26 protein-coding genes and 2 pseudogenes are annotated in these 25,907 nt (G+C 51.4%); 23 read left to right on the top strand and 5 right to left on the bottom strand.

The features are described from left to right. Positions 1-55: 55 nt before the first annotated feature. The 13 genes from H6F94_RS09620 to H6F94_RS09560 all read left to right on the top strand — a co-directional run bounded on the left by H6F94_RS09620 (position 56) and on the right by H6F94_RS09560 (position 14,905). Positions 56-1,024 (top strand): glycosyltransferase family 2 protein, encoded by a 969-nt coding sequence (locus tag H6F94_RS09620; RefSeq protein ID WP_190802022.1) that lies wholly within the window; start codon positions 56-58, stop codon positions 1,022-1,024. After that, positions 1,021-2,313 carry a hypothetical protein gene (locus H6F94_RS09615; protein ID WP_190802021.1) on the top strand — a complete coding sequence of 431 codons (1,293 nt, stop codon included), beginning with the start codon at positions 1,021-1,023 and terminating at the stop codon, positions 2,311-2,313. Before H6F94_RS09620 ends, H6F94_RS09615 begins: the two co-directional genes overlap by 4 nt. Positions 2,314-2,438: 125 nt before the next feature. Further along, positions 2,439-3,374, top strand: a complete 936-nt coding sequence (locus tag H6F94_RS09610; RefSeq protein WP_242041085.1) for a glycosyltransferase family 2 protein — start codon at positions 2,439-2,441, stop codon at positions 3,372-3,374. Then, positions 3,371-4,189, top strand: a complete 819-nt coding sequence (locus tag H6F94_RS09605; RefSeq protein ID WP_190802020.1) for a glycosyltransferase family 2 protein — start codon at positions 3,371-3,373, stop codon at positions 4,187-4,189. The genes H6F94_RS09610 and H6F94_RS09605 overlap by 4 nt, the downstream gene beginning before the upstream one ends. A 15-nt stretch (positions 4,190-4,204) precedes the next feature. Then, complete coding sequence (locus tag H6F94_RS09600; protein WP_190802019.1) at positions 4,205-5,587, top strand: O-antigen ligase family protein; 1,383 nt, start codon at positions 4,205-4,207, stop codon at positions 5,585-5,587. A 29-nt stretch (positions 5,588-5,616) separates the two neighbouring features. Next, positions 5,617-6,765, top strand: coding sequence for a glycosyltransferase family 4 protein (locus H6F94_RS09595; RefSeq protein WP_313949257.1), 1,149 nt, complete (start codon positions 5,617-5,619; stop codon positions 6,763-6,765). Beyond that, on the top strand, positions 6,762-7,958 hold the full coding sequence (locus H6F94_RS09590; RefSeq protein WP_190802018.1) for a glycosyltransferase family 4 protein: 1,197 nt from the start codon (positions 6,762-6,764) through the stop codon (positions 7,956-7,958). Before H6F94_RS09595 ends, H6F94_RS09590 begins: the two co-directional genes overlap by 4 nt. A gap of 52 nt (positions 7,959-8,010) precedes the next feature. Further along, positions 8,011-8,967: a beta-1,6-N-acetylglucosaminyltransferase gene (locus tag H6F94_RS09585; protein WP_190802017.1), complete on the top strand. Its 957-nt coding sequence runs from the start codon at positions 8,011-8,013 to the stop codon at positions 8,965-8,967. Positions 8,968-9,414: 447 nt separating this feature from the next. After that, a complete protein-coding gene (locus H6F94_RS09580; RefSeq protein ID WP_190802016.1) occupies positions 9,415-10,077 on the top strand; it encodes a PTPA-CTERM sorting domain-containing protein in 663 nt (220 codons plus the stop codon). 209 nt (positions 10,078-10,286) lie between these two features. After that, the gene (hpsJ-C, locus tag H6F94_RS09575) at positions 10,287-10,877 is read left to right on the top strand and encodes an HpsJ-like protein, cyanoexosortase C-associated (protein WP_190802015.1); all 591 of its coding nucleotides are present in this window, start codon (positions 10,287-10,289) and stop codon (positions 10,875-10,877) included. Positions 10,878-10,906: 29 nt separating this feature from the next. Next, on the top strand, positions 10,907-11,809 hold the full coding sequence (crtC, locus tag H6F94_RS09570; RefSeq protein ID WP_190802014.1) for a cyanoexosortase C: 903 nt from the start codon (positions 10,907-10,909) through the stop codon (positions 11,807-11,809). A gap of 159 nt (positions 11,810-11,968) precedes the next feature. Continuing rightward, positions 11,969-13,411, top strand: coding sequence for an ArnT family glycosyltransferase (locus H6F94_RS09565; protein WP_190802013.1), 1,443 nt, complete (start codon positions 11,969-11,971; stop codon positions 13,409-13,411). 219 nt (positions 13,412-13,630) lie between these two features. After that, positions 13,631-14,905, top strand: a complete 1,275-nt coding sequence (locus H6F94_RS09560) for a tetratricopeptide repeat protein (protein ID WP_190802012.1) — start codon at positions 13,631-13,633, stop codon at positions 14,903-14,905. An 8-nt stretch (positions 14,906-14,913) separates the two neighbouring features. Here H6F94_RS09560 and H6F94_RS09555 read toward each other — a convergent pair whose 3' ends face one another. From H6F94_RS09555 to H6F94_RS09540, 4 genes and pseudogenes are all read right to left on the bottom strand, one after another. Then, positions 14,914-16,344, bottom strand: coding sequence for a protein adenylyltransferase SelO (locus H6F94_RS09555; RefSeq protein ID WP_190802011.1), 1,431 nt, complete (start codon positions 16,342-16,344; stop codon positions 14,914-14,916). A 463-nt stretch (positions 16,345-16,807) separates the two neighbouring features. Beyond that, positions 16,808-17,315: pseudogene (gene lepB, locus H6F94_RS09550) on the bottom strand (signal peptidase I). Positions 17,316-17,605: 290 nt separating this feature from the next. Next, a pseudogene (locus tag H6F94_RS09545) lies at positions 17,606-17,833 on the bottom strand (PDZ domain-containing protein); the annotation flags it as partial. An 87-nt stretch (positions 17,834-17,920) separates the two neighbouring features. Continuing rightward, positions 17,921-18,094, bottom strand: coding sequence for a hypothetical protein (locus tag H6F94_RS09540; protein WP_190802009.1), 174 nt, complete (start codon positions 18,092-18,094; stop codon positions 17,921-17,923). A gap of 260 nt (positions 18,095-18,354) precedes the next feature. Here H6F94_RS09540 and purS point away from each other — a divergent pair, with 260 nt between their 5' ends. The 10 genes from purS (at position 18,355) to grxD (ending at position 24,840) form a co-directional block, all read left to right on the top strand. Next, complete coding sequence (purS, locus tag H6F94_RS09535) at positions 18,355-18,621, top strand: phosphoribosylformylglycinamidine synthase subunit PurS (RefSeq protein ID WP_190802008.1); 267 nt, start codon at positions 18,355-18,357, stop codon at positions 18,619-18,621. Between the two features lie 28 nt (positions 18,622-18,649). Next, on the top strand, positions 18,650-19,060 hold the full coding sequence (locus H6F94_RS33230; RefSeq protein WP_313949256.1) for a beta-galactosidase: 411 nt from the start codon (positions 18,650-18,652) through the stop codon (positions 19,058-19,060). Positions 19,061-19,091: 31 nt separating this feature from the next. Further along, the gene (locus tag H6F94_RS09530) at positions 19,092-19,937 is read left to right on the top strand and encodes a glycosyl hydrolase (RefSeq protein ID WP_313949274.1); all 846 of its coding nucleotides are present in this window, start codon (positions 19,092-19,094) and stop codon (positions 19,935-19,937) included. A gap of 35 nt (positions 19,938-19,972) precedes the next feature. Further along, positions 19,973-20,674, top strand: coding sequence for a phosphoribosylformylglycinamidine synthase subunit PurQ (gene purQ, locus H6F94_RS09525; protein WP_190802006.1), 702 nt, complete (start codon positions 19,973-19,975; stop codon positions 20,672-20,674). Between the two features lie 3 nt (positions 20,675-20,677). Further along, entirely contained in the window at positions 20,678-20,989 is a 312-nt protein-coding gene (locus tag H6F94_RS09520; protein ID WP_190802005.1) for a DUF3288 family protein, read from the top strand. A 153-nt stretch (positions 20,990-21,142) separates the two neighbouring features. Further along, complete coding sequence (locus H6F94_RS09515) at positions 21,143-21,559, top strand: hypothetical protein (RefSeq protein ID WP_190802004.1); 417 nt, start codon at positions 21,143-21,145, stop codon at positions 21,557-21,559. Positions 21,560-22,087: 528 nt separating this feature from the next. Further along, positions 22,088-22,477 carry a hypothetical protein gene (locus tag H6F94_RS09510; protein ID WP_190802003.1) on the top strand — a complete coding sequence of 130 codons (390 nt, stop codon included), beginning with the start codon at positions 22,088-22,090 and terminating at the stop codon, positions 22,475-22,477. Between the two features lie 26 nt (positions 22,478-22,503). Beyond that, the gene (locus H6F94_RS09505; RefSeq protein WP_190802002.1) at positions 22,504-22,833 is read left to right on the top strand and encodes a hypothetical protein; all 330 of its coding nucleotides are present in this window, start codon (positions 22,504-22,506) and stop codon (positions 22,831-22,833) included. Positions 22,834-22,893: 60 nt separating this feature from the next. Beyond that, the gene (locus tag H6F94_RS09500; protein ID WP_190802001.1) at positions 22,894-24,438 is read left to right on the top strand and encodes an ATP-binding protein; all 1,545 of its coding nucleotides are present in this window, start codon (positions 22,894-22,896) and stop codon (positions 24,436-24,438) included. Positions 24,439-24,516: 78 nt separating this feature from the next. Next, on the top strand, positions 24,517-24,840 hold the full coding sequence (gene grxD, locus H6F94_RS09495) for a Grx4 family monothiol glutaredoxin (RefSeq protein WP_190802000.1): 324 nt from the start codon (positions 24,517-24,519) through the stop codon (positions 24,838-24,840). Between the two features lie 176 nt (positions 24,841-25,016). On the opposite strand, the gene rppA is transcribed toward grxD, so the two are convergent. Then, positions 25,017-25,706, bottom strand: coding sequence for a two-component system response regulator RppA (gene rppA / locus H6F94_RS09490; RefSeq protein WP_190801999.1), 690 nt, complete (start codon positions 25,704-25,706; stop codon positions 25,017-25,019). Between the last annotated feature and the right edge of the window lie 201 nt (positions 25,707-25,907).

The raw sequence follows: 25,907 nt of genomic DNA, 5'->3' as shown, positions 1-25,907 counted from the left end.
CATCCAGGTAGAGCACAGTCTGTAAAGCACTGAGACAATACCTTAAGGTACTAAATTGCAGCAGCCTTTAATTAGTGTCATCATCCCAACCTACAATCGTCTGGCTTATTTAAAAGAAGCGCTCAAGAGCGTCCTTCGGCAGACATATCAAAATTTTGAAGTCATCGTCTCTGATGACTGTAGCCCTGAAAGTCCTCAGGCTTTGATTGAGGATTTGAATGATCCTCGCATTCGCTTGCGGCGCAACTCAAAGAATCTCGGGGTGGCTTTGAATGTCGCTCATGCTTTTGAGCAGGCACAAGGCGAGTATATCGCCTGCTTAAATGATGACGATTTATGGAATGAGAATTTCTTAGAGAAGCTAGTGCTTCCTCTTGTCCAGCAGCCAGAATTGGCTCTGGCTTTTTGCGATCACTATATTATTGACGCGAACGGCAATGTTGATCAGCAAGAGACTGAGCAAAACAGCAAACGGTGGTATCGGAACCAGCTCAAAGAAGGCATCTATCAACCCTTTTATGACCTAGGGCTAGTGCATCAGGCTGTATCACCAGCTTCCTCGGCTGTCATTCGCCGTGAAATGATTAATTTGCTAGAACTGCGGGAGGTAGGCGTTTATTGGGACTACTATCTAACCTACTTAGCCTGTCGTTCAGGCCGTGGTGCTTATTACTGCCCCGAACGGCTAACCCTCTATCGCATTCACCCACAGTCTGAAACGATGACTAGTGGCAGTCGCAATGCCCAAGCCAAGATCCGCAAGGCGAACTCTGGCATCTTCTGCTACGAACGGTTTATGGAGGATACCCGCTTAAGAGAGTTTAGGCCCTATTTCCAGAAAAAATGGGCTCATGCCAACACAACTCTAGGCATCGCCTTATTGCGAACTGGAGAGATTGAACGGGCACGTTTTTATTTATGGCGAGCAATGAGAGGCGATTTCAGCCTGCGTTCCTGTGCTGCGATGGCATTAAGCCTGACATCCCAAGCCCTGACGCGTCAAATCACAGGGATACCGCAATGAGAGTCTTCGGGGGTAGGCGTCGTAATCTACGGCTGGCTCAATTGACAGCAGGTTTCTTGCTAGCCAGCTTGCTGATCTGCGCTAGTCTATTTCTGCCCAAAGTACAGAACCAGTCGGAGCGGGCTCGCAGTGCAGATGCCTTTGTTGACTCTATTGGCGTCAATGTCCACTTAACTTATGATCAGACTCCCTATGGTCGGGGATACGAGACGATTATTAAGCCACAGCTGCAAGAGCTAGGCATCCGGCATATCCGCGATGGCATGGTCCTAAACCGTGAGAGATATTACAATCGGCTCAAGGAACTTGCCTCTGTTAACATCCGTAGCACGCTAATTGCAGGAATCGGTTGGGTGACGCCTAAGCAAGCCGTAGAACTCGCGCAGCGACTAGGCGATGCTATGGAGGCGGTTGAAGGGCCCAACGAGTATGATGCCCGCAACCGAGACCCTAAGCAATGGGTGCCAGCGTTGCGGGATTACATGCAACAACTCAAGGCTGAGTTTAGCCAGAATCGAGCAACCAGCCGCCTACCTATCTTAGGTCCTTCTTTTATTAAAGGGGACTCTAGTACCCGGATTGGTGATCTTCGACCCTGGGTAACTCATGGCAACATGCATCCCTATAGTTATCCTCACCATCCAGGCAACGGCAATATTAAGAATGAGATTGCAAATCGCTCAAAACCGACGGTAGGCAAGCCGATTATCGCGACTGAAACCGGTTACCATACCGGCGGAGCTGGTTCTGATCGGCCCATTCCTGAAAATGTTCAAGGGAAATATATACCCAGACTTTTTTTAGAGTGCTTCAACGCTGGTGTTGTTAGAACCTTTTCCTACGAATTTATTGATCAACGCGTTAGACCCAGAGATCGAGAGGCCAATTTTGGAATTTTGCATAATGATGGTTCACCAAAACCTGCCTTTACAAATTTGAAGAAGTTAATCTCCCTCTTAAAAGACCCAGGGCCTCAATTCTCTCTGGATAATTTAGACTACACCTTGAGAGGCAACCTTAGGAAGATTCATCATACCCTTTTACAGAAGCGAGACGGTACTTTCTATCTGCTTCTGTGGCTGGAAGCTCCCAGTTTTGACCGTATCAGAAACAGAGCTTTTACGGTTCGGAGCGAACCGATTACGCTAACTCTGAATCAAAAAATCAAAGACGTAGTGATCTATTCAGATATTGATACAACTAATCCAGGGCAACAATATAGAATGCCTCAACAGCTCAGACTCAATGTGCCTGATTATCCCCTAGTAGTCAAGCTAACGCCCGCTTAGTGTCTGGGTTTGCACATCTGCTTAGCTGAAATCGCCGTAAGGAATGTCCTGATTAGCTCTCAGGTTGGAGAACAGTTGAACAGGGAGCGGAACTCACCTTTGCTACCCGGCACAGACTTACGCCTATGCTGACTATCACCGTTCTCGTTCCTACATACCGTCGTCCGCAGGATCTGGCCCGTTGTCTAAGCATGCTGCAGCAGCAAAACCGGCCTGCTGATGAGGTTCTGGTTATCGCTCGGGACACGGATGCCGAGACTTGGGCCTTTCTCCAAGATTATGACCCTCAGTCATTGAACCTGCGTACTGTTAAGGTTACTGTCCCTGGACAGGTTGCTGCGCTCAATGCTGGCTTGGACGCTGCCCAGGGCGAAATTATCGCTATCACCGATGATGATGCTGCTCCTCGAACTGACTGGCTGTCTCGCATAGAAGCCCACTTTTTAGCCGACAGCCAGGTTGGTGGTGTGGGCGGACGAGATTGGATTCGCCACGAAGATCGGATCGAAAGCGGCACCCGCGAGACCGTAGGCCAAGTGCAGTGGTTTGGCCGTGTGATTGGAAACCACCATTTAGGCACTGGCTCCGCTCGTGAGGTGGACATCCTCAAAGGAGCCAATATGAGCTACCGACGTACGGCCATCGCAGGCTTGCGTTTTGATGAGCGTCTACGCGGCACAGGTGCCCAAGTTAATAACGACCTTGCCTTTAGCTTGGCTGTCAAACGAGCGGGCTACAAACTGATCTACGACCCAGCTGTAGCGGTAGACCACTACGAGGGCTCGCGTTGGGGCGATGACCGGGTGGGCCACTTCGACAGTGCTCTGCCTGCTGTTTACGATTCCAGCTTCAACGAGGCGCTCGTGCTGTTGGATTATCTACCGGCCAGCCGACGGGCCCTGTACTTATCCTGGTCATTGCTCATTGGTACGCGCAAATCACCCGGGATTCTCCAGGCGATGCGGTTTACTGTTCCCTTTGGGGCGCTGGCCTGGTTGCGCTGCTTTACGGTACAGCGCGGCAAATTCTCGGCACTGCTCGCTCTAAGGAGCTTTCAATGACTCGCTCTGAAACCCGTTCAGGTCTAGCCCCGACTGCTGCGACTGCCAGTCCTTGCATTTCAGTGGTGATTATTGCCCAGGACGAAGAAGAGCGAATTGCTCAAGCAATTCGCTCCTGCCAAGGCTTCGCTGATGAAATTGTAGTGATCGATGGCGGCAGCCAGGATACTACCGTTCAGACAGCAGAGACTTTGGGCTGCACCGTCTATGTCAATCCCTGGCCAGGTTACGCGAGGCAGCGTAACTTTGGGGCGCAGAAAGCTACCCATGCCTGGATCTTTTTTATTGACTCCGACGAAGTTGTGAGTGAGGAGCTAGCCGCTTCGCTCAGAAATTGGAAAAAGCAACCTGTCCCTGGAGTCGATGCTTTTTCTGTGTACAGAATCGGCGATTTTCTAGGAACCTGGCTCCCCAAAGGCGGTTACCTCATCCGGCTCTACAACAAAGAAGTCTTCAGTATCAAAGAAGTTTTGGTGCATGAAGAACCAGACGTTGGTAATGCCACTGTGGGCAAGCTACCTGGCACCCTTTGGCATCATGGCTTTCGCAGCATTGAAGACCATGTCAGGCGCTTCAACAAATACACAGATCTAGAGGCACAAAAGGCGTATCTTGCGGGCAGAAAGTTCAGCTGGGCCCGCTTGCTTCTACGGCCACCAGCCCGCTTTTTGCAGAAGTATATTGTGCAGGGTCTCTATCGCAAAGGGGCGGCAGGCTTTGCAGTAGCAGGTTTTTGGAGCTACTACGAATTTCTTCAGGAAATGAAGGTCTATGAGCTTCATTGGAAGAATCAAAAACCCCTATCCGGCAAATGAGTTGCCGGTATTTTTATGATTGTCAGTGTTTTGTGTGCTCTACTGCTCTTTTTTGTTGGTTTTTACCTTTACCAAAAGCATCCACTTTCCTACATCAGCTACACCTGGTGGCTATGGTTTCTTGCGCCTGAGCTGCGTCGTCTAGTTGACTACAAAGTAGGCTATCAAACCACCAGCCCGATTATCCTGGCTCCCCACCTAGTAACGGGGCTGGCCTGCCTGAGCCTGCGGCGGCTACCCCCAACCGTAACATTGTCAGATATGGTGCCTTTTGGCCTGTGCTTACTGGGGGTTGTTTATAGCTTTTTGGTAGGCGCAGTGACTGGGTCACTTCCCTCAGCAACCTTTGCTTTGTTTAACTGGCTGTTCCCCATTGTTTTTGGCGTTCACCTGTTTGTTAACTGGCGCTCTTATCTGCCCTATCGAAAAGTAATGCTTAATACTTTTCTCTGGAGCGTTCTCATCTTAGGGGCCTATGGTGTTGTGCAATTTATGATTGCGCCTCCCTGGGATACCTACTGGATGACCAGTTCCAAAATGGGCTCAATTGGCTCCCCTGCCCCGCTGCAAATTCGAGTATTTAGTACTATGAATTCCCCAGGTCCCTTTGCTGGGGTTATGGCAACAGGGCTACTGCTCCTATTTAGTGCTAAGGGCACGCTAGTTTTGGCAGCAGCCGGACCTGGCTATCTATCGTTCCTGCTATCGATGGTCAGAGCAAGTTGGGCTGGTTGGATGCTCAGCTTGCTCACCTTTGCCACGTTTATGAAGGTACGCTTCCAGTTCCGCCTCATCTTGACGCTACTGTTGCTGGGAATCTTGGTTGTACCGCTAGCTAGTATGGGCCCATTCTCTAGCACAATCAATTCCCGAGTTAATAGCCTTTCCAATGTTCAGAGTGACTCTAGCTTTAATGCTCGCTCAACCCTTTATGCAGACTTCCTCTCGAACGCATTGGTAAACCCAATGGGAGCCGGTTTGGGCAAAACAGGTTTGGCAACGAAGCTGGCTTCAGGAGGGGAACTGGGTGAGTTAGGCATTCTGGATAGTGGCGTTCTCGATGTGTTGTTCTCCCTTGGCTGGTTAGGAGGGCTTCCTTATCTCATCGGTCTCGTCTGGCTACTTATTCGTTCTTTGAGCTACCTACCCAGAAGTGTAGATCTGTTTGCAGATGCTGCTCGTAGTATTGCCATCACTGGGGTTATCCAGTTGATCTTCAGTAATACATTTATTGGTGTGGCGGGAATGACTTCCTGGGCTTTCCTGGCCATGAGTTTATCGGCTGGTAAATACTACCAATGGCAAAAAAAACAGCGAGGTGTTGCTATGGATTCAGCGCGAATACTATCAGACGGTCGGCTTTACTCGCCCTCGGTTTTGCCTCGTTCCCTTTCGTGAAACTGCAACCTGGTTGAGGAGCATTTGCTGTGAAAACATTACAACTTGGTATGGGCTGGTTCCCGGAGCAGGCCGGGGGGCTCAATCGGGTTTATTACGACTGCATGCAATACCTGCCAGCGGCAGGGGTGCAGATGCGTGGCTTAGTTGCGGGTTCACCTGCGGTCGCCCAAACCTCAGGCGGACAGGTGCAAGCCTTTGCGCCTCGCGAAGCTTCTCTGCTGCAACGGTGGCGAGGGGTTCGTCAAGCGGTGGGGAAAGCTTTGGCAGAAGAAAATTACCCTCTGGTGGTCTCGCACTTTGCGCTGTACACCTTTCCAGTTCTCGACCGCTTAGGTAGGCGGCCTTTGGTAATGCATTTTCAGGGACCCTGGGCGCTTGAAGGTCGGGTAGAAGGGGGTAAAACCCTTTCCACCTGGTTTAAGCGGCAGCTGGAGCAAACAGCCTATCGACGCATGACCCAGTTCATTGTGCTGTCTGAGGCGTTCCGCAACATCCTGAACCGAGAGTATGGTGTGCCCTTGGAGCGCATTCACGTTGTACCCCCCGGCGTGGCCGTTGAGCGCTTTGACCCCACGTTGCCCCGCAGCGTGGCCCGGACGCAATTGGGTTGGCCTCAAGATCGCCCCATCTTGCTAGCTGTACGCCGGTTAGCGAAGCGCATGGGCTTGGAGAACCTGATCGCAGCTATGGCTCAAGTCCGGCGCGAGCATCCGGATGCCCTGTTAATGATTGCCGGTAAAGGCGCTCTAGGAACCACGCTGCAAGCTCAGATTGAAGAACTAAACCTGACTGAAAATGTACGCTTGCTAGGCTTTGTCTCCGACCAGGATTTGGCACTAGCGTACCGCGCCGCTAACTTTTCAGTCGTTCCAACCGTGGCTCTAGAAGGGTTTGGCTTGATTGTGATCGAGTCACTGGCGGCTGGAACGCCAGTTCTGGGAACACCAGTCGACAGCATTCCCGAAATTCTGCGGCCTTTTTCTGAAGATTTGGTGTTTGAGAGCAGTGCAGCTGAGCACCTAGCTCAAGGGATTTCGGAAGCCCTCTCCGGGCTGCGTCAGCTACCCAGCGAGCAAGCCTGCATAGATTACGTGCAGCAACACTACACTTGGCCCGTGATTGCTAGTCGAGTCAAGTCAGTGTACCAAGCGGCTCTGACAGGCGATGCGGTATGAACTGTGAGCAGAAGTTTGAAGGCTTGAGGTCTGAACCCTCGACCCGCCGTCGAGTGCTATTTGTCGACCATGCTGCGGTATTGGGGGGTGCAGAGTTAAGCTTGCTCGATTTGGCGACGGCTTATCGGCAAACAAGCCAGGTGCTTTTGTTTGCCGATGGTCCCTTCCGGGAGCGATTGGAGGCTGCCGGGGTGCCGGTAGTGGTTAACCTTGCGCCTGAGGCTGCCCTGTCTGTCCGTACCTCTGATCGCTTCGGTGCCCTCAAAGTCTTTCCAGCCTTGGGTTGGATGGCACATCGAGTAGCGACTTTAGCATGCGACTTTGAGTTGGTGCATGCGAACTCCCAAAAGGCGTTTGTGGCGGCGGCACTGGCCAGGCTAATCGGCGGTCCACCAGTGGTTTGGCACCTGCGTGATATTTTAACCGCTCGCCACTTCAGCGGTTTGAACCGTCGCCTTGCCGTAACCCTGGCCAATCGCTGTGCCGCTCGGGTTTTGGTTAATTCACGCGCTACGGGTCAAGCTTTTGTTGCTGCGGGTGGCAGGCCGGACCTAGTGACATTGGTTTATAACGGTTTGCCAGTCGAGGTGTTTGACCGGCTAGACCCGGCGCAGTCCTTAGCAATTCGCCATGAGCTTGGCGTGGGTGAAGCTCCGCTCGTTGGGGTGTTTAGCCGCTTGTCTTATTGGAAGGGACAGCATGTCCTCCTAGAAGCAGCTCGCCAGCTGCCAAATGTGCATGTGCTTTTAGTTGGCGAAGCACTGTTTGGTGAGGTGGAGTACACGGCCCAACTCAAAACTCTGGCTGCCTTGCCTGAGTTAGCAGGTCGGGTGCATTGGGTTGGCTTTCGTAGTGATGTGCCTGCGCTCATGGCTGCATGCGACATTGTGGCCCATACCTCTACTGAGCCAGAGCCGTTTGGTCGAGTGATTGTGGAAGGTCAGTTGGCAAGACGACCTGTCGTAGCGACCGCAGCCGGTGCGTCGACGGAGTTAATTGAGGATGGTGTCACTGGCTGTCTGGTACCACCGGGCGACGCTCAAGCTCTAGCCAGCGCGATTGAGAAACTACTAGCTGACTCTGGCGCAGCTCAAGCATTAGCAGAACGGGGAGCGGCTCATGCACGAGCAACATTCTCGCTAGAAGCGCTCTTGGCAACCTTTGACCAAGCCCTGCAATCTGTACCCAATTAGCTATACCCATTCAGCTTGGTTTGAGCCCACGTTTAAGCTTAGAAGCAGAGTCATGACTAAAGTTCTCTATCTGATTGCATCCCACAGTAATCCAGAACAAGTCATCAGATTGGTGAGAACTCTAAAAGCGGGTAGCCCTGAGTGCCAAATTCTGATTCACCATGACCACTCCAGCTCCCGTCTTGATCCAGCTGCCTTTGAATCGCTTAGCCAGGTCTACATCCTGAAAGATTACGTTTCAGTTTTATGGGGAGACTTCTCCATGATTGAGATGGAGCTTCACTGTATTCGCTGGTTAATGGCTAATAAAATTGAGTTTGACTGGCTAGTTCTGCTCTCAGGTCAAGATTATCCGATTCAACCTGTCAACCAAATCGAACAGTTTTTACAGAATACTGAGTATGACGGCTTTATAGAGTATTTCCCATCAGAGGATCCGCCCTCTACGGCTTGGAATTGGGGTAAGACCCAGGGTATAGAGCGCTATTTCTATCGCTATTACAAAATGCCCTCAGAGTTAAAACCAGTTTTCTATAAGCTATATCGCATCGTCAACCGTGACTGGCAGCCTCTCCTGCGAGTCAAGTCTGGACGGTTTGGTGCCAGATTAGGCTTACGTTGTGCTGTGACTCCATTTAGCTCTGATTTCCATTGCTATGCAGGTTCGCAATGGCATACACTGTCCTATCGTTGCATCGAACATATCCACCAATTTGTGCAAAGCCATCCAGCCTTTGTGGATCACTACCGGCACACGTTGATTCCAGATGAATCTTTCTTTCAAACAATTTTGCTGAATGAGGACTCGTTAAAAATCTGTAATGAGAATAAGCGCTATGTCTCGTGGAGACCGCCTTATCCAGCCATTTTGGGCGTTGAGGACTTCGATGAACTAGTAGCCTCTAATAAGCACTTTGCTCGCAAATTCGATGAGCGACAAGACACAAAGATTTTGGATCTTCTGGAACAACATCTGCAAACAGCTCCCTCAACCAATGTAAGCAGCTAAATAAAGTAGGCGAATCCGAACACCCTGGAACAAAATGCAGATTGGCAAGAGTTTTAACCTCTTCTGATAGTGCTAAATACTCCTTTTATATAAAAATCTTGTGAAGCTGTAGCCCTTTGGTGCTCTGGACCAGTAATTTCACTTAGTATGGGAATATCTACCATCAAGCTGCCTCAGTGAATTTGTTAACTACTCTTGTAGTGCAGATGCTGGGGCTTGTTCGGGTTCTACCCAGGGGTGCAGTGTTAGGCTACCCGCTGAGAAGTTTCCTGAAAACCTCAAACAGAATTGGAACAGGGAAGTAGTTGGGCAATGTAGGTTACTCAATCTGAATACCTACTGCAATTGACACGAAATAATAAGTGTCAGCCCATTGGGATTGGGTAGCCTACCAACGTTCTGAACGATTCCAAACCGAACAAACGCACATTTAGGTAGGTTCCAAACATGAGTCTCAAAACGATTGGCCTTAAGGCAACGCTTGCTGCTGCACTGGTGACTGGTGCATCAATGGCAACTGCCCCTGCTCAAGCTGCTTCACTAGGTCCCAAAACCCAAATTTTGGGCAATAGTGTACTTAGCTTTGCTGGCACCTACTCCCTCACCAATGCATCGGGAGCGACAAGGGATTTGAGTGGCACTACCACTCTAAAATTCAACACTATCAATATCTTCGATGGTGGTACTGAAGGTGGCAGTACGGGAAGTTTTACTAGCTTAACAGGCTCTGCTATCTTCAAGACCCTGACGTTGGAGAATGGAAGCATCACCTCACCGGTAACTAGCTTTATCTCAGGCTTAACTTTAAACGGCAAAGCCCTCAGCTTCGATCTTACTGATTTCGCCCTGAGGAAAACGACGGTCACCAACCCTCTCGGTGGTAACGTTGATGGCTTCATTGCTGGTATTGAGGGCAACTTCATCCGCAATGGTGGAGAACTGTTTGGCGAAGGCGCTTACACTTCACAGTTTCGGTCTAATGGCTCGTTCTCTGGTGACATCACCGCCGTTCCTGCGCCTGCCCTGCTTCCCGGCTTGGTAGGTCTCGGTCTCGGTATTGTGCGCAAGCGCAAGCAAGGTGAGGCTGAGAAAGCTGAAGCCAAGGCTTAATGTTAGTGCTAGTGATATTGCCCAATTACAAGGCTTAGTCGCTAACCATTAGCAAGTCGTTGGGGGGTGGCTGCTCCTCATTGAATACCTGATCCGAGCGCCACCCTTTTTCGTGAGTTTGAGAGTTCCGGAATTCTATTTGAGACGCCTGTAGGATGTAGTGTTTGCCTGCATGGCGTTTCTCCTTCTATCACAGCGAGTCATCACCTATGGCCACGACCTCTGTCCCCAATTCTGGAAGTTCGTCCGGTGCAAAAATTCTCTGCCGAATTGTGGGTTTCACCTGTCTGGCTGGCTTCGTCATCGATATGCTTGCGCTGGGCTTTCCACCAGATTTTGGTAACCTTGAGTGGCGGATCGGCTTTTTGCAACAATTAGGTGACCGAAGCATAATCTTGCTGTTTGGCACAGCTCTAACCATTTATGGTAGCCGCAACTTAATAAAGCAACTAACCTTAATCTGTTTGATTTTGGGGATTGTTTTTCATCTTTCCTGTATTTTGTTGATTCGTGATAGTTTAACTCTACAACAGCAGACTGACAAGAATATCACTGCGCAAGCGGCTCAACTACAAACTCAAATTCAGAGTACCCAGGCTAACCCTCAAGCTGCGCGCAATCTCACACCGGAGCAATTGCAACAAGCTTCAAATATTGTTGCCAGCCGTGCTGAGACATTACGACAAGGGGCCAAGACTGGCATTCTCAAAACAGGTATTTCCAGCATTGGTAATTTAATTGCAGTCGGATTCGGCCTGATTAGCTTGGGCCGTTGCGGAGCACGTTTATCTAAGGGCTAATCCTGAGCGTTAACCAGGAGCCGCGTCCTATGAATTGGCCACAATTAGACCAAATGAGTTGGGGGCTGCTACGAGAGAGCCTCAGGACCGCTCATTCCAAGATTGTATTGGGCGGTCTGCTGATAGGGCTGTGCTATTTGCCAGTGTGGCTTGTTGAATCCTTTCATCGAACTGAAAAGGGTATTGCAACCCCCCTGATTCTTGTGGCTGCCATGTTCTTAGCTCTTCAAGAGCTGTGGCAGCAACGGCAACGGCTAAGTAGTCTCCAAGCTCCTTGCGAAGACCGGCAATTAGGGTACATTCTAATCCTGGCAAGTTCTGCTCTTTTTCCCTTCTGCCGCTTTGCTTTTTGGCCCCAGTCCTTGCTCTGCTTGTTGGTCTTAGTGGGTATTGCCTTGAGTTCTTGGGGCCTGGCCTTTTTTCAAAACTACCCACGCCCTGTTTTTCTGGTAGTTCTGAGTGTGCATCCAGCCCCAGATATTATGATTGAGCACTTGTGGCGGGCGCTTACTCCCCCTCAGTGTGTCGAACGGTTAATGGCTTGGTTGGGAAGTTATGCCCTGCAATTGATCGGGAAACAAGCTACCGCTACAGGGCCTTATATCTCGTTACCCAAGGGGTCAGTCCTGGTTGAGTGGGGCTGTAATGGCTTCAACATGGCAGTGACCATGGCTCTGACCGGCATTCTTCTAGGCTTGGTTTTGAGGCAAAACTGGCGCATGACTACAGGACTAGCCATTGTAGGAGCAATCCTAGCCCTGATTTTTAACGTGCCTCGAATCATGCTGGTAACGATTGCTGCGGTTGAGTGGGGACCAGAGCCCTTCAAGTTTTGGCATGGTGCTTGGGGCGGACAGATCTTCTCATCAATCCTTTTCACCATTTACTACTATGCAGTGATGGGTATCTTGCCTCAGAAATCTATTAAGTAGTTTAGAAAAAATATACGAGTGCTTCCTACTAATAAGCTAAGAGGCCAAGACGTCTTAGGCCATAGCCCCATATGGCTAAAATTTTTGCCTCTGATAGCCTTGTGCTTGTTGGTCTTAGCTTCCTCCTTTTTGTTGGTGTTACCGATTTTAAGAATCGGATTGAAACTGCCTATCAATTACAATGAGGGCTGGAACGCATATTATGCTCTCAAAGCATTCTCTAACCTAGATTTGTATCAAAGTCAGAGCCAATGGACCGCAGTAAACTATCCACCTCTATCTTTCTATATTGTTGGTGGCATTGGCAAGCTTTTGGGCGATCCGTTACAAGCAGGGCGTTATATCTCTTTCCTTGCTCTTTTAGTAGTATCTCTAGGTGTTAGTCAAGCTGTCAAGCAATTGGGCGGCAGACCCTTTGATGCCGTCTTCTCTGGTATTTTTTGTCTGGCTCTGTTTGGGGCCTTTTCCAATGATTATGTTGGCATGAATGATCCGCAATTGCTTGCGCATGCCTTTGTGACAGGTGGACTTTTGTGCTATTTGCGTAAGCCCGCCGATAATTGCAATCTTTTAATGGTTGCAAGCTTCGTTGCTTTGGGACTATTTACGAAACACAATTTAATCGCGCTACCAATCGCTATTACAATAGATCTGCTATTGCGTTCTCGCCAAAAATTTTTAAGGTGGCTTGTCTATTTTGCTCTGCTGATTGGAGCTTTTACCGTCATCACTTGTACAGTAGCAGGTATTGGCTTTCTAGACCAAGTAAGCAGTAGTCGGCTTTATCGCTTAGATCGACTCTTTGTGGGCAAGGGTTTAGTAATGACAAAAAGGCTAGTAATTCCTCTGCTAGCTACTATGCCTTGGTTAGTTTATGCTCTCAGTCGAGAGCAGCTTAGAGTTGTCTCCCTGTATTTGCTCCTATCTATACTAGTTGGGTTTTATGCCATAGGTGGCGACGGAACAAATTTTAATATGTTCTTTGATGCCTATATTAGCCTGTCGATTGCTGCTGGCATGCTCTTGTCCTACTTGAATCAAGTTAGAGTACGCCAAGCCGGAAATGTGATCAATCAACTCCAAAAGCAGTTGCTTGATGTAGCTTGCTCGGCAATGCCAATAGTCTTAAGCTTAAGCATATTGGCAATGACAGTTAGATATGTTGTGCAAGAGAACAACTTTCTAGCCGCTTACTATAGGCTTGAGGCTTTAGAGCAAATTTATCTTGAAGATGTAAAATTTCTTGCTAACCAGCCTGGTTTAGCCATCTGTGAGGACCTCCTGCTTTGTTACTTGGCTAAAAAGCCTTTTGTTTATGATCCGTTTATGGCAGGTCAAATGACGGCAACAGGTAAACTTGATGAAGGCGAAACCATTGATGCTTTGAAGTCAGGCTATTTCCCTGTTGTTCAATTGAATCAACCTCTGGAAACAGGAACGAGTCAAGCTATTGCTGGTTCTTCACAAGTTCTTCTCCGAGAAAGATTTTTGCAAACCGTGCTAGACAATTACTCTTATCAGTGGAGATCGGGATCTAGAGCCTTTTACATTTATGAGCACAGAGGTGAATTGGGCTCTGTCTTGGATGCTGTCAAAATTTAGTAGCCTTTCTATTTTCACGCTCCAAACCGACTCATGCTTTGCAATGACAAGCTTCCCACAATTCAGTAATCAAGGATGGTACGGGCAATATTCAGCAGTAGCGCCTAAGCCTCTTAGTTCAGCTAACCCTTGTGCCTGATGACTGAGCCCTCGAGTAGACCCATACAATAAGATCCGGTGCTGTTAGGCAGCCTGTTCCCCCGGATTTGAGGAGCTTGCATGGAAGTTCTGCTCGTCGTGTTGCTGGTCCTAGCAAGCGTGGCTGCTCTTGTTTACTGGCGGTCGCAAGCAGTGAAGAAACGTCCTGTCCCGGTTGCGACTCCTGAGCAGCAGGCTAGCAGTATCGTCGAACCCAGTTCGACCGCGTCAGCAGCCGAGCCGGGCGAGAGCCAGGCGCCACCGCCAGGCTTTTTGGCGGACTTTTTGGGCCAGGGCATCAGTAAGATGCGGCAGGGGGACTACGGCGGTGCTGTGCTCGACTTTAATCAAGCGCTACGCGTGGATCCTAATAATGCCGATGCCTATGCCAATCGGGGAGGAGCTTACTACTATTTGGGCAACATCCAGAAAACGCTTGAGGACTTTAATCAGGCTCTGCGGTTAGATCCCCAGCTGTTCAGTGCTTATATCAACCGTGGCAATCTGCGCCGTAGTCTAGGAGATTTCAATGGAGCAATCACCGATTATGACCAGGCTTTGGCGCTAGCACCAGAGCATGCCGATGTCTACTATGGTCGGGGCATTTGCCGCTACAACCTGGGCGACTATCAGGGGGCACTGATAGATTTGAGCCAAGCTGTGCAGCTCAACCCCAGTTCTGTGGATGCTTTTTGCGATCGAGGCAATGTTTACTTCGGCCTGGGTGAACTGCAGAACGCAATCGCTGACTATGACCGAGCGCTTCAGCTTGATGCTAACCACGCTCGCAGTTACCTTTGCCGGGGAGCAGTCCTAGCTGAGCAGGGGGAGACACAGGCGGCTATCGATGACTTCACCCAGACTTTGCGCATTAATCCCAAAGACCATACGGCTTATTACCAGCGGGCTGCTGTGCTCGATCGTCAGGGTGACACAGAAGTGGCATTAGAAGATCTCAATCAAGCCCTCAAGCTTAGCCCGAACTATATTGCTGCTTATAACCTGCGAGGTCAGGTTCGCGAAAGCTTGGGCGATCTCCAGGGTGCCTTGGAGGACTACAGCCAGGTGCTCCGCATTGACGCCAATAACGCGATTGCCTACTACAACCGAGGGCATCTCCGGTCTAGACTGGCCGAATACCCAACTGCTGTGGAGGATTACACCAAGGCAGTGAGCCTGGATGTAAATTTCGCCAAGGCCTATCTGGAGCGGGGGTTAACCTACGAGCAACTAGGCGATTGGCAGCCAGCGCTCAAAAATTTGCAGAAGGCAGCAGAGCTGCTTCAGGCCCAGGGCAAAACGGGGGAGCTTTACCAGCAGGCTCTGTCCAGTCTTCAGCGACTCAAGGCGCGTTAGCGGTAAGCCTAGTGGGGAACCCGCAGCCGTTTGAGCAGATCATAGAAGGGTTGCCAGTTGTCTTCTTGTGCAATCGGTTCCCAAACGGCTTCAATTTCGGGCCTAAGTAGGGCAGTTTCAGGATTATGCTGGCGCAAGCGCTGCGCTACCTGCTCCAGTTCACTTTCGGGAACTTGAGAGAGCAATTGATGGTAATGGACGCGCCAAGGCTCTAGCAATGCCTGCTGTCCTGGCTCAGGTAAAAAATCGATTTCACTGAGAATATGGCCTGGATCGTCGCGCCAGAGGCTAGAAAACTGTCGGGCCAGCTCCCAGAAAAAGCGGTGGTACCCGACTTGAGTTTCTGCTAAAAAGCGAATGGTTTGCTCTAATAAATCTTCGGTTTGGGAGCTGGGTTGAGGCAGATCAAATCCCAGTTTGTTGATCATGCACTGGTAATAGGCCAAGTAGTAATGCTCAACAAAAGGAGCTAGCCCTGTCTCCAAATCAGCTTCCGGAATCACCATTGCCAAAGGACGCTGCAACATTTCCAAATTCAGGCGGCAAATACCAGGTTGATTGCCGTAACTGTATCGTCCGTAATAGTCGAAATAGGCAGCGGTGAAACGGGTGTCGTAAGTGGGAATGAAGGCATAGGGGCCATAGTCGAAGCTCTCACCGGTGATCGACATATTGTCGGTATTGAGCACAGCATGACAAAAGCCTACTGACATCCATTGCGCAGCTAATTCTGCCACCCGTTTGACCAGTTGGGCATAGAACAGTGCGTAGGCATCGGTCTCACCGCGCAGGTCCGGATAATACTGCTCGATTACGTGGCGCAGTAGCTTCTCGACTAGGTCTTTACGTCCTAGAGTGTGCAGCCGTTCGAAGGTTCCAAAGCGAATATGTGAGCGGTTAAAACGCACCATCACCGATGATCGCGTTGGCGAAGGCTCATCACCGCGCCAGAGTTGTTCGCCGGTTTCGATCATGCTCAAACAACGGGATGTGCGTACGCCCAATTCATGCAACGCTTCGGCGGCTAAAACTTCGCGCATTCCACCTTTGAGGGTCAGTCGTCCATCAGCGCCACGTGAGTAGGGAGTTTGACCAGAGCCCTTAGTTCCCAAATCGTAAAGCTCGCCGTCAGTGCCACGAATTTGGCCATAGAGAAAACCGCGACCATCACCCAGCCGTGAGTTGTATTCGCCAAATTGATAGCCGTGGTAGCGCAGGGCCAATAGGGGTTGTCTGCCCTCAAACTTGCCAAACGCCTCAATGAAATCTTGATCGCTCACTGCGTGAGGGTTTAGACCCATGAGCGGCAGCAGGTCATTATTGCGAAATCTCAGGAGATGAGTGGGGAATTCCGCCGCATTGACCTCATCAAAATAGTCATTGCCTAGCGCTTCTAGGGCTGGCTCGTAGTTGAGGGTTAGGAAGGGGTTAGGCGTCATCAGAACAGGGAGGAACGAAGGGAAGGCTCTAGCTTAAAGGATCTGGCTTACAGGTCTAAAGCCTCTCAAATGATGAGACATTTCGCTCCTGACGATATAGCCCTGAGGGAGCAGTCCGTGTCAGAAAGCTTGCTTCCTCTGAGGCTCAGAAGTGATGTCCTGGCTAAAAGCGAGAGGATAAGCTGTAATGTGACATAGTTTACTCAACTGGTTAGCGAAAGGGAGGCAGACTAATCCCTCTGCGGGGGCTTGATTAGTGTTAGATATGTTTGGTTCCTGCTAAAGTTTTAGCAATGAATTGCTAATGGCGTGCGGCACCTACTGAGCATTGGAGCAGCAGAGATTCTCCAAAACTGACTGTCTGAATTTAAATTATTGCTGGTGTGCGTTAACTATTTGGTAGCGATAGGTTAGCTTCGTGAACAAGCTTGATGTCTGTTCGACATCGTTCAATCTATAACTTTTAATCCGTAACTTTGAAATTAACTTTTTGAGATGTAGACTGCGAAACAGTGTCTGTCTGTACGGGAATGGACTGAGCCTCGGCCTGCTTGAGGGTCGGTCCTAATTCGCCTAGTCGTTGCCAAGGCCAGAATCGGAAGACAGCTCGACCGATGATCTGGTTGCGGGGGACAAAGCCCCAGAAATGGCTGTCATAGCTGTCGTTGCGATTGTCGCCTAGGACTAGATATTGACCTTGGGGAACTCGCTCCGGTCCCCAAGTGTAGTTTGGGGGGCTTTCAACATAGGGCTCCTGTAAAGGCTTACCGTTGACGAAAACCAGGCCGTTATGAACTGAAACAAGATCTCCTGGCAAACCGATGACTCGCTTGATGAAGTCATCGTGAAAACCTTGCTCTTCTGCGGAAATAGGCGGTTTGAAAACTACAATATCTCCCCGCTGCGGCTCTGAAAGTCGTAACTAGCCGATCAACTAACAGTCGATCATTGGTTTGTAGGGTGGGCAGCATTGACCTTGAAGGAATATAGAAAGCCTCAGCAACAAAGGTCTGAATCCCTAGAGTAGCAGAATACTGATGCCTAAGGTTTTAACAGTTTCCGTCCAGGGATTAGAGGCAGAAAAAGCGCTCTTAATCATTATTTGAGCCCCTCACAAAAGCTGGATTTCGGGTGTGAGTACCTGGTGTGGTTACTTGAGGTGAGTATCATCGTTAGTTCTAGCTTGGTATCGTGGCCCAGACCGCAACAAGCTTGACTAGAACTGGGCCGATGTGTACACAATTTCGATTTGCAATTTCAATCAGTTCGCTGAATTCTCTTGCTCCTGGATGGCGGGCTGTGTAGGGAAATTGCCTATTCGTGCGTTAATCTTCAGCTCCTGACCGTTACGACGAAGTTGCAATGTCAGATTGCTACCGATTGAACTAGCTTGAACTTGTTTCTGAGCCGCATCGGTGTCAGTAACGGGTTGGTCATTAATCTGCTCGATAATATCTCCAGCTCGCACCCCAGCTTGTGCCGCTGGAGGATTAGGGTAACGCCAACAATCAAAACGCCATGATCTTCTTGCGTTGTGATGCCACTATTGGGATCGCTATTGATCTCCTGCTTGAGTTCAGGCGTCAGTGTTGCCATCCAAATCCCTAACTGCGTCGGCACCGGGAGCAAATTGGACGCGCTGTGCTGGTAGCACAATAGCCTCTGCAGGCTGGGTTGCTATCAGCGTTGTTCCGGCTAGCCCTGTCACTAATACACCGGCTAATAATGCACCTTTGAATATTCCTTTCATGGTCTTTCTCCTGTTAGAACTATTGTACGAACTAGGGTTTAATCTTTATCCCTTGCTCTAAGTTCAAACTAGGTTTGCACTATGTCAGTCGTTTGTTAGAGATGTGTTAGTGCTGTGAACGCGACTAATAATTCGCTAAGATCACCCGACTGGGCTAGTTTAAAAGCCCTTATTGCTCTAGGCTCACAGAATTTAGATCAGAGCACCTACAGAGAACAAGATAAAATCAGGGATTACTGCACTTGTCATTCGGTACTGTCTTGAGCAAGCAATATCAAGCCCAAATCTACGTCACGCTACGCCCCTCGGTTCTAGATACGGCTGGTACTGCCGTTAAGGCAGGCGCGCAGCAACTCGGATATGCCAGTGTTGGCGATGTCCGCATTGGCAAATACGTTGAGGTAAAGCTAGCGGCAGACACGGAGGACAGCGCCCGGACTCAGATCGACCGTCTATGCGACCAGCTGCTTGCCAATCCAGTCATCGAGAACTATCGGTTTGAGCTGACCGAGGTGGGGGCAGGTTGAAGGAGCCTGGCTTGCCCCTGCGCCACCCGTGAACATTGCTCGCTGCCTGGGATTTGCATTGACAGCTGTGATCGCGACTGGCAGCCCGTTGGTTGCCTGGTCGATCTCGGTGCCTGAAGCCGCTGACCAGCGACCAGACATTCTGCGCAGGCAAGCTATCCCGTCCGATCTGTTTGGCATGCATATCCACGAGGCGGCAGGGGTAACGCCCTGGCCCACAGTGCCATTCGCCAGCTGGCGCTTGCACGACGCTTATGTGGGCTGGTCCTACTTAGAACCGGAGAAAGGCCGCTGGGACTTCAGCAAGCTGGACCGCTATGTCGCGCTGGCCCAGGAGCACCAAGTCGAGATCCTGCTGCCGCTACAGTTCCCCCCCGGCCTGGGCCTCGGCCCGCCCTACCGACGAGTCGATTTACAACATCCCCAGCATCGCTGCTGAGCCGCGCAACCTTGAAGACTGGCGCAATTATGTGCGCACCGTTGCCACACGCTATAAGGGCAAAATCCGCTACTACGAAATCTGGAACGAGCCTAACCTTAAGGGCTTTTACACGGGCAGCATCGACAAGATGCTGGAACTGTCGCGCGAAGCCTATCTCGTTCTTAAAGCTGTGGATCCTGCGATTGTGGTGGTGTCGCCTTCCGCCACTCTGCCCAACCGCAGCAGTGCCCAAGCGGGTATCGGCGGACCTCGTTGGCTAGAGCAATACCTCGCGAAAGGTGGCGGCAACTATGCCGACGTGATTGGCTTTCATTTCTATACCGGCCAGCTAGAACTGGAAAGCAGTTTGGTGCCTTTAGTACGGCAGGTGCAGACGATCATGGCTCGCCACGGCCAAAGTCGTAAACCGCTTTGGGATACCGAACTGGGCTTTGGTTCCCTAGAAGACGGCTTGCTCTCTGATGAAGTGGGGCGAGCTTATGTTGCCCGGTCCTGCCTGGTGCATTGGGCCTTGGGAGTGAGCCGGTTCTATTGGTATGCCTGGGACAATTTCAATTTCGTGGGTCTGCGCTTGGTTAACGAGGATCGCAAGACGCCCACGGCTGCGGCTCAAGCTTATATCGAGATTCAGCGCTGGTTAGTCGGCGCGGCTATGCCGGACTATCGAGTGACCTTGGATGACACTTGGATCTGTCGGATTACCCGTCCGGGTGGCTACAGCGGCTGGGTTGTCTGGAATCCTCACGGGCCCACTGCACTAGAGATTCCCCCTGCCTGGAACGTGCGGCAGGTCCGTGATCTATCGGGTCAACGCCGCCCCTTAACTGCGCAGCAACTTGAGATTGGCCAGACGCCACTCTTGCTGGAGCGGTGAAGCTTATCATGGGGAGGCTGGGCAAGAGTTAAAGCATGAAGTTCGGCATCATTGTGTTTCCTGGTTCTAACTGTGACCGGGACGTGGCGACGGTAACGCGGGGCATTCTGGACCAGCCGACCCGTATGGTCTGGCACCAAGAAACGGATCTGTCTGACCTGGATGTGATTGTGATTCCAGGCGGCTTCAGCTATGGGGATTATCTGCGCTGCGGGGCGCTGGCTCGCTTCGCACCAGTGATGCAAGCGGTGCGTGAGCATGCTAACCGCGGCGGCTACGTCTTGGGTGTTTGCAATGGTTTTCAAATTCTGACCGAAGCGGGGCTGCTACCTGGGGCGCTGATTCGCAACCGCGATCTGCACTTCATCTGCGACCGCACTGCGCTGCGAGTTGAACGCACAGATCTAGCCTGGACACGCCAGTACAGCCAGGGCGAAACGATTACTCTGCCCATTGCCCACGGCGAAGGCTGCTACTACGCTGAGCCCGATGTGTTAGCTGAGCTAGAAGACAATCGCCAAATTGTGTTCCGCTACTGCTCAGCGACTGGCGAAGTCACTGCTGATAGCAACCCCAATGGCTCTCTGGCCAACATCGCAGGTATTTGCAACCGCACGGGCAATGTGTTGGGTATGATGCCGCATCCAGAGCGAGCTGCCGATCCTTGCTTGGGTGGGACTGACGGCGTGAAATTGTTTGAGAGTGTGCTGAGTGCAGTGCCGGCACTAGCGGGGTAAGGCATGGCCGACGCCAAAAACGCGAAAAAAGACGCTCAGGGCAAAGATCAGGACCACCCGCTCTATCGGATTGACCGAGACATTGTCAATCAACTGCTAGAAGGGGAGCCCAACGACCGCAACCTGGCTGAGCTGGCTCGTCTGCGCATCCGTTACCAGGGTTTTCCGGGTGCGCGAGATATCCAGACCGATCTGGACAAAGTGCTGCAGAATTGGAGCTTAACAGAGCCAGAACTGCTTGAACGCACCCGCATCATCCACGCGGCAGCGCAAGTGTATCGCGGCGAAGGCGCGCGGCGCGAAGACTGGGCATAGCCAAATTGGGCAGGTTCCATTCGGCTCATAACTGGGGCTCATAACTGGAACTTGCTATGAGCCGATAGCGTCTCACAGCTTATGTCCAACTCCTCAGCAGAGCAAGATTTATGTGCACTCCTGCTGAGGAGTCCTGTTTTTGGGAACATATTTATGTTGACTCGTGTTTTAGGTTTGACGGTTGGGTTGCTTGCAGTTGCGGCCAGTGCTTCAGCACAAGTATTAACCCCACCGGCGCGAACCACTCAATTGGTGCCAATCGAGGGCAGAATTACCAAGATTGAGCGCGCGCGTGTGCCCCTTGGAGAGGCCGTAACAGGATCCGAAACTCGCGTCATACTTGAGTTTGCTTTGCAAGGTTGTCTTGATTCGCTAATGCCTCTGATTTCTCAACCTGTAGTGCAGGGTAATCGCGCCACAATTTATGTGACGGCTCTCAATGCCCATAATGAAGCCTCTGACGCGGCGCGATGTGTAGCAATGCCCAAAGCTTCGGCTCAAGTTAGCGTTCCAGGCGTATTTCAGCGCAACCAAATTCGCGTTGTATTTATGGGCCAACAGCCGCGTTAAGGTGCCTGATATTAGCAAGACCATAACTGCTTAATTTCTGAAAACAGGGCGCGGTCTCCGCGCCCCTACCGAAGAATTTGGTCGGTAACTATTGCGTGGGCTCTCTATCTCTGATAATTTAACCCCATTGTCAGCAGAGGATTTGTCTAAACGAAAAGAGCCCAAAGAACATAAAAAACTTAGCGCCACTCAAAGGCTATGACCAACCTCTGAGTAGCTAACCCCCCAACTGCACGAGACGCAGTCAGGCGGCTGACAGGTGATTTTAACACCGACTTAGCCACCCCGACTTGCATTGGCAAATCACCGGGGTGGCTAACACTTTTTGGCGGTAACACCCGGTAAGGGCGAGGCAACCTCGCCCCTACCCACAACCGCATACTGGCCCCCCTAGCCCCCCCAATCCTTGGGGGAACTGGAACTGATTTTTGTCACTGCATTAAACCTTCAATCATTCTCTTCCTCCTCCCAGAATTGGGAGCCGGGGGGCCAGAAACGCTCAACGTTTTTTCTACCATTCGCATTCCCATGCGCCATTTTTCTGCTGTCATTAATCCGCACAAACTCAAGATCTTGCGTGAATCTATCGCTACCTATCTAGGCATTCCCCAAAGCCTAATTTTGCGCTTTGAACCGTGGGCCAATGTCTTGTTTGTGCATCGCCAAGATCGCGGTGGGCAATTCATTAGCTATCGCCAATTAGGTTGCTGGCTGCAAGCCTGCATTGAAGCTATTCAGGCTTGCAAAACTCACCAAGCCTTGCAAGACCTGGGCCAACTGCTCAAAACCGAAATCCAACGGTTTAGCTATCCCCCCGATGTCATTGCCTATCTGCGCCGTCTCTGGCAGCAACACAAAGCCCAGCTAGATCTCAACCTTAATCTGCGCAGTTTCTACACACCCAATCCCAACCCTTAACCCCCAATCCCTAACCTCAACCTCCAATGAATCCCGACCAAATCCGCCTTGCCCTCTGGGATTGCATCACCCGTGACTTGCATCTCTCCACCCCCTCCAAAAGCATTTTGCTGGTCATTGCTAACTACACCGATCCGCGCAGTAGCCGTGCCAATATTCCTATCTCCCTGCTCGTTCTTAAGTGCAACTTGCAGCAATCCGAACTGAGTAGGTTACTGCCGCCTCTTGAAGCCTGCCATTGGATTGAGAGCAGCAGATTCTTATCTGACGCAGGCCACAGACTTCGGCTCTACAACCTTTCCCCTCAACTGTGGCAGCGAGCTTTGCGTGGGAGTACGGGCCTACCCGAACCGTAAATGTGCGGAATCGAGCAACTTGGGCATCATAAAGGGCAGTCGCCCTCAGTGCCTGCCCCCATGAGTCAAACTCTGCCGCCCCACGCCTCGCTCTATGAGCTGGTTTTAAATCAGACTGGCACTGTTGCCGAACCCCTGCAAATCAGTTCTAGAACTCTGATGTCGGCCTGTCGGTTGCTGATGGATCTGCTGATTGAGCGGCGCGCTCCGGCCTTGGTTTGCGCCAAATTGCCCGGTAGTTTTCCGCAGTTGGGCGAGATAGAACGCTATCAGAACTTGGCTGAGTCAGCGAGCCAACTCTATTTGTTTAGCAGCGCTGAAGGCACCTCTGAAGAGGGCAAGGCTAAGCCCGCAACCAATGGTTTAGAGGCACTGGACTCGACTGAAGAGCTTCTAGAAGGGCTAATCGATTTGCCGCAGCTCACCTGGGTCCGTCTCCCGGCGGCGCATCGGCTGAGCCGAGAGGATTTTCTCTTAATACTCTGCTCTGAGTTTGCAGTTCTGCTGCTTGCCCATCACCCTCGCACCGACGACGAAACCCTCAGCCCACTACCAGTACCAGCACCCAGTCTTAGCCAACTGGCCAGTACGGCCAGCACGGCCAGCAATAAGCGCGTCTTGCTGACCCTGTGCTCCTTCGATATGACAACTGTGCGCAATAGTCTGGATGGTCTGCGTCCTGTCCTGCTCGAAGCGTTACCGGCCTCCACCCGAGCCAGCGCTATTCAAACTTGGGATGAGCTGGTCACTGAACTGGCTCCCCAACCGGGTGAAGTGCCTGAGCTGGTCAGCAGCCTAGTCACAGGTCTGCTGGCACAGCAAGAAGAGTTGAGCCAGGAAGGGACCGCCTTGCGGCAGCAGGCAGACGTGGCCGAAGAACTGCGCCTGAGAAATGAAGAGCTGCTTAACAGTCTGCGCTTAAAGGACGAGTTTCTGAGCTTGGTAGCTCAGGAATTGCGCACACCAATCACCAACATGAAAACCGCTCTATCCTTAATCCAAGCTCCGGCCCTCAAGCCGCCCCAGCGACAGCGCTACATGAAAGTGCTCAGCGATGAATGCGTCCGTCAGGGCTCGCTGGTGAATGGTCTGGTCGCTCTCGTCAACCTCGATCAAGGTCTGGTCGAAACTGAGATCCGACCTCTGAACTTGGCAGAAATCGTGCCGGGGCTAGCCAGCACCTACCAACCCGTTGCCCTAGAAAAAGGCATCGTGCTGACTTACGCGATTCCGACTGACCTGCCCACCGTCCTCTGCCACAGTTCCGACCTGCGCCAAATCGTGATCAACCTGATTGATAACAGCATCAAGTTCACCCCCTTTGGTGGTCGTGTCTGGGTACGGGCAAGGGCGCAGGGCGAATATGTCCAACTGGAAGTTCGTGATACGGGCGTTGGTATTCCGCCGCAGGAGTTGCCCCGCATCTTTGACCGCTTTTATCGGGTGCGCACCAGTATGCAAGATACCGGGGGTGTGGGTCTGGGGTTGGCGATTGTGCAGCGCTTGCTGTTGCGTTGTGGTGGCTCAGTGACCGTACGCAGCCGCGAGGGCGAAGGGTCCAACTTCAGCGTCCTATTGCCAGTGCATAATCCCAGCGAGGCCTGAAGCACAGCCCAACTCCGAACCCTGACAATGGCTCATACAATGGAAGCCGAGACTTAAGACTGAGGGTAGAAGTTAAAGATGACTCCAGAACTGAAGCAGCGCATTGAGAGCCTGGTTGCTCAAGACAAAATCGTCATTTTCATGAAGGGCAATAAGCTAATGCCCCAGTGCGGCTTCTCCAACAACGCTGTCCAGATCTTCAACTCCTTGGGAGCACCCTTCTCCACCGTGGATGTGCTCGAAGATCCAGAAATTCGCCAGGGCATTAAAGAGTATTCCAACTGGCCCACAATTCCCCAGGTCTACATCGACGGTCAGTTTGTCGGCGGCTCCGATATTCTGATCGAGCTGTACCAAAACGGCGAACTGCAACCCATGGTGGAAGTGGCCATCGCCTCCTGAGCCTGATTGGCCAGCTAGACCGGCAGGCTAAAGCGGCCAGCTAGACAGACTCGCCAAGCGAGCCTGATTTGAGCTAGAACTCGTTAGCCAGCTTAATTGACCAGCTGGAATAAAAGGGCAGAAGCTACACACTAGATTCAGTAGCCAGATTTCGGGGGTAGAGCGTTGCTTTGCCCCTATTCCAATTTTGTCGGCCCAAAGCGATAACCTTTGCCATACACCGTGTGGATCAAGGACACTTCACCCGCACCCTCGATTTTGCGCCGGAGCAGCCGGACTTGCGCCGCCAAAACATTGCTAGCAGGGGGCTCATTGCCCTCCTTGGTCGGCCAGAGGTGCTGCTGAATCTGTTCATGGCTAAGAAGTTGGCCGGGTTGACGCATGAAGTATTCCAGCAGTTGGTACTCCTTCTCCGATAGGTCAATCAGACGGCCTTGGCGATAGGCCACCTGATTACTGCGGTCTAGCGTCAAGTCATCAACTTGCAAGCGGGGTTGTTCTAATGTGATGGGTCGTCGCAGCAGAGCCCGTACCCGCGCTAACAGCTCGCGCAACTCAAAGGGCTTAACCAAATAATCGTCTGCGCCGCTGTCGAGACCCTGCACACGGTCATCAACCGTATCGCGGGCTGTGAGAAAGAGTACAGGGGTTGAGTCCCCGTTGAGTCGCAGACCTTCACAAATGGTGAGACCAGACTGCCCAGGCAGCATCCAATCTAGAATCAGCAGGTCATAGCCGCCTTGCTGAGCTAGCAGCTCGCCGTGGTTTCCGTCATAGGTCACATCAACGCTGTAACCCTGGTGCCGGAGCAGCCGCGACAGAGGGTCAGCCAGTTCAGCTTCATCATCAACCAAGAGGATCCGCATGCCTTGATGCTAGAACCTTGGTGCGCTGTCCTGAAAGTAGTTACAACTAAGTATTCAGAAGTAGTCAAAGGGCTTTGGGCCGAACGGGTCACTCAAGCCAACAGGCCAAGACTTAACCAATGCTTGAAACGGCTGCTGGTTAAAGCTACTGCCTACTGCCAGGGATCGGCTGCGATCTGCTCGAGGCCAGAACAACTTTGG

This window comes from Leptolyngbya sp. FACHB-261, from assembly GCF_014696065.1.
Classification (GTDB): domain Bacteria; phylum Cyanobacteriota; class Cyanobacteriia; order FACHB-261; family FACHB-261; genus FACHB-261.
This window is presented reverse-complemented; position numbering and strand designations above follow the sequence as displayed.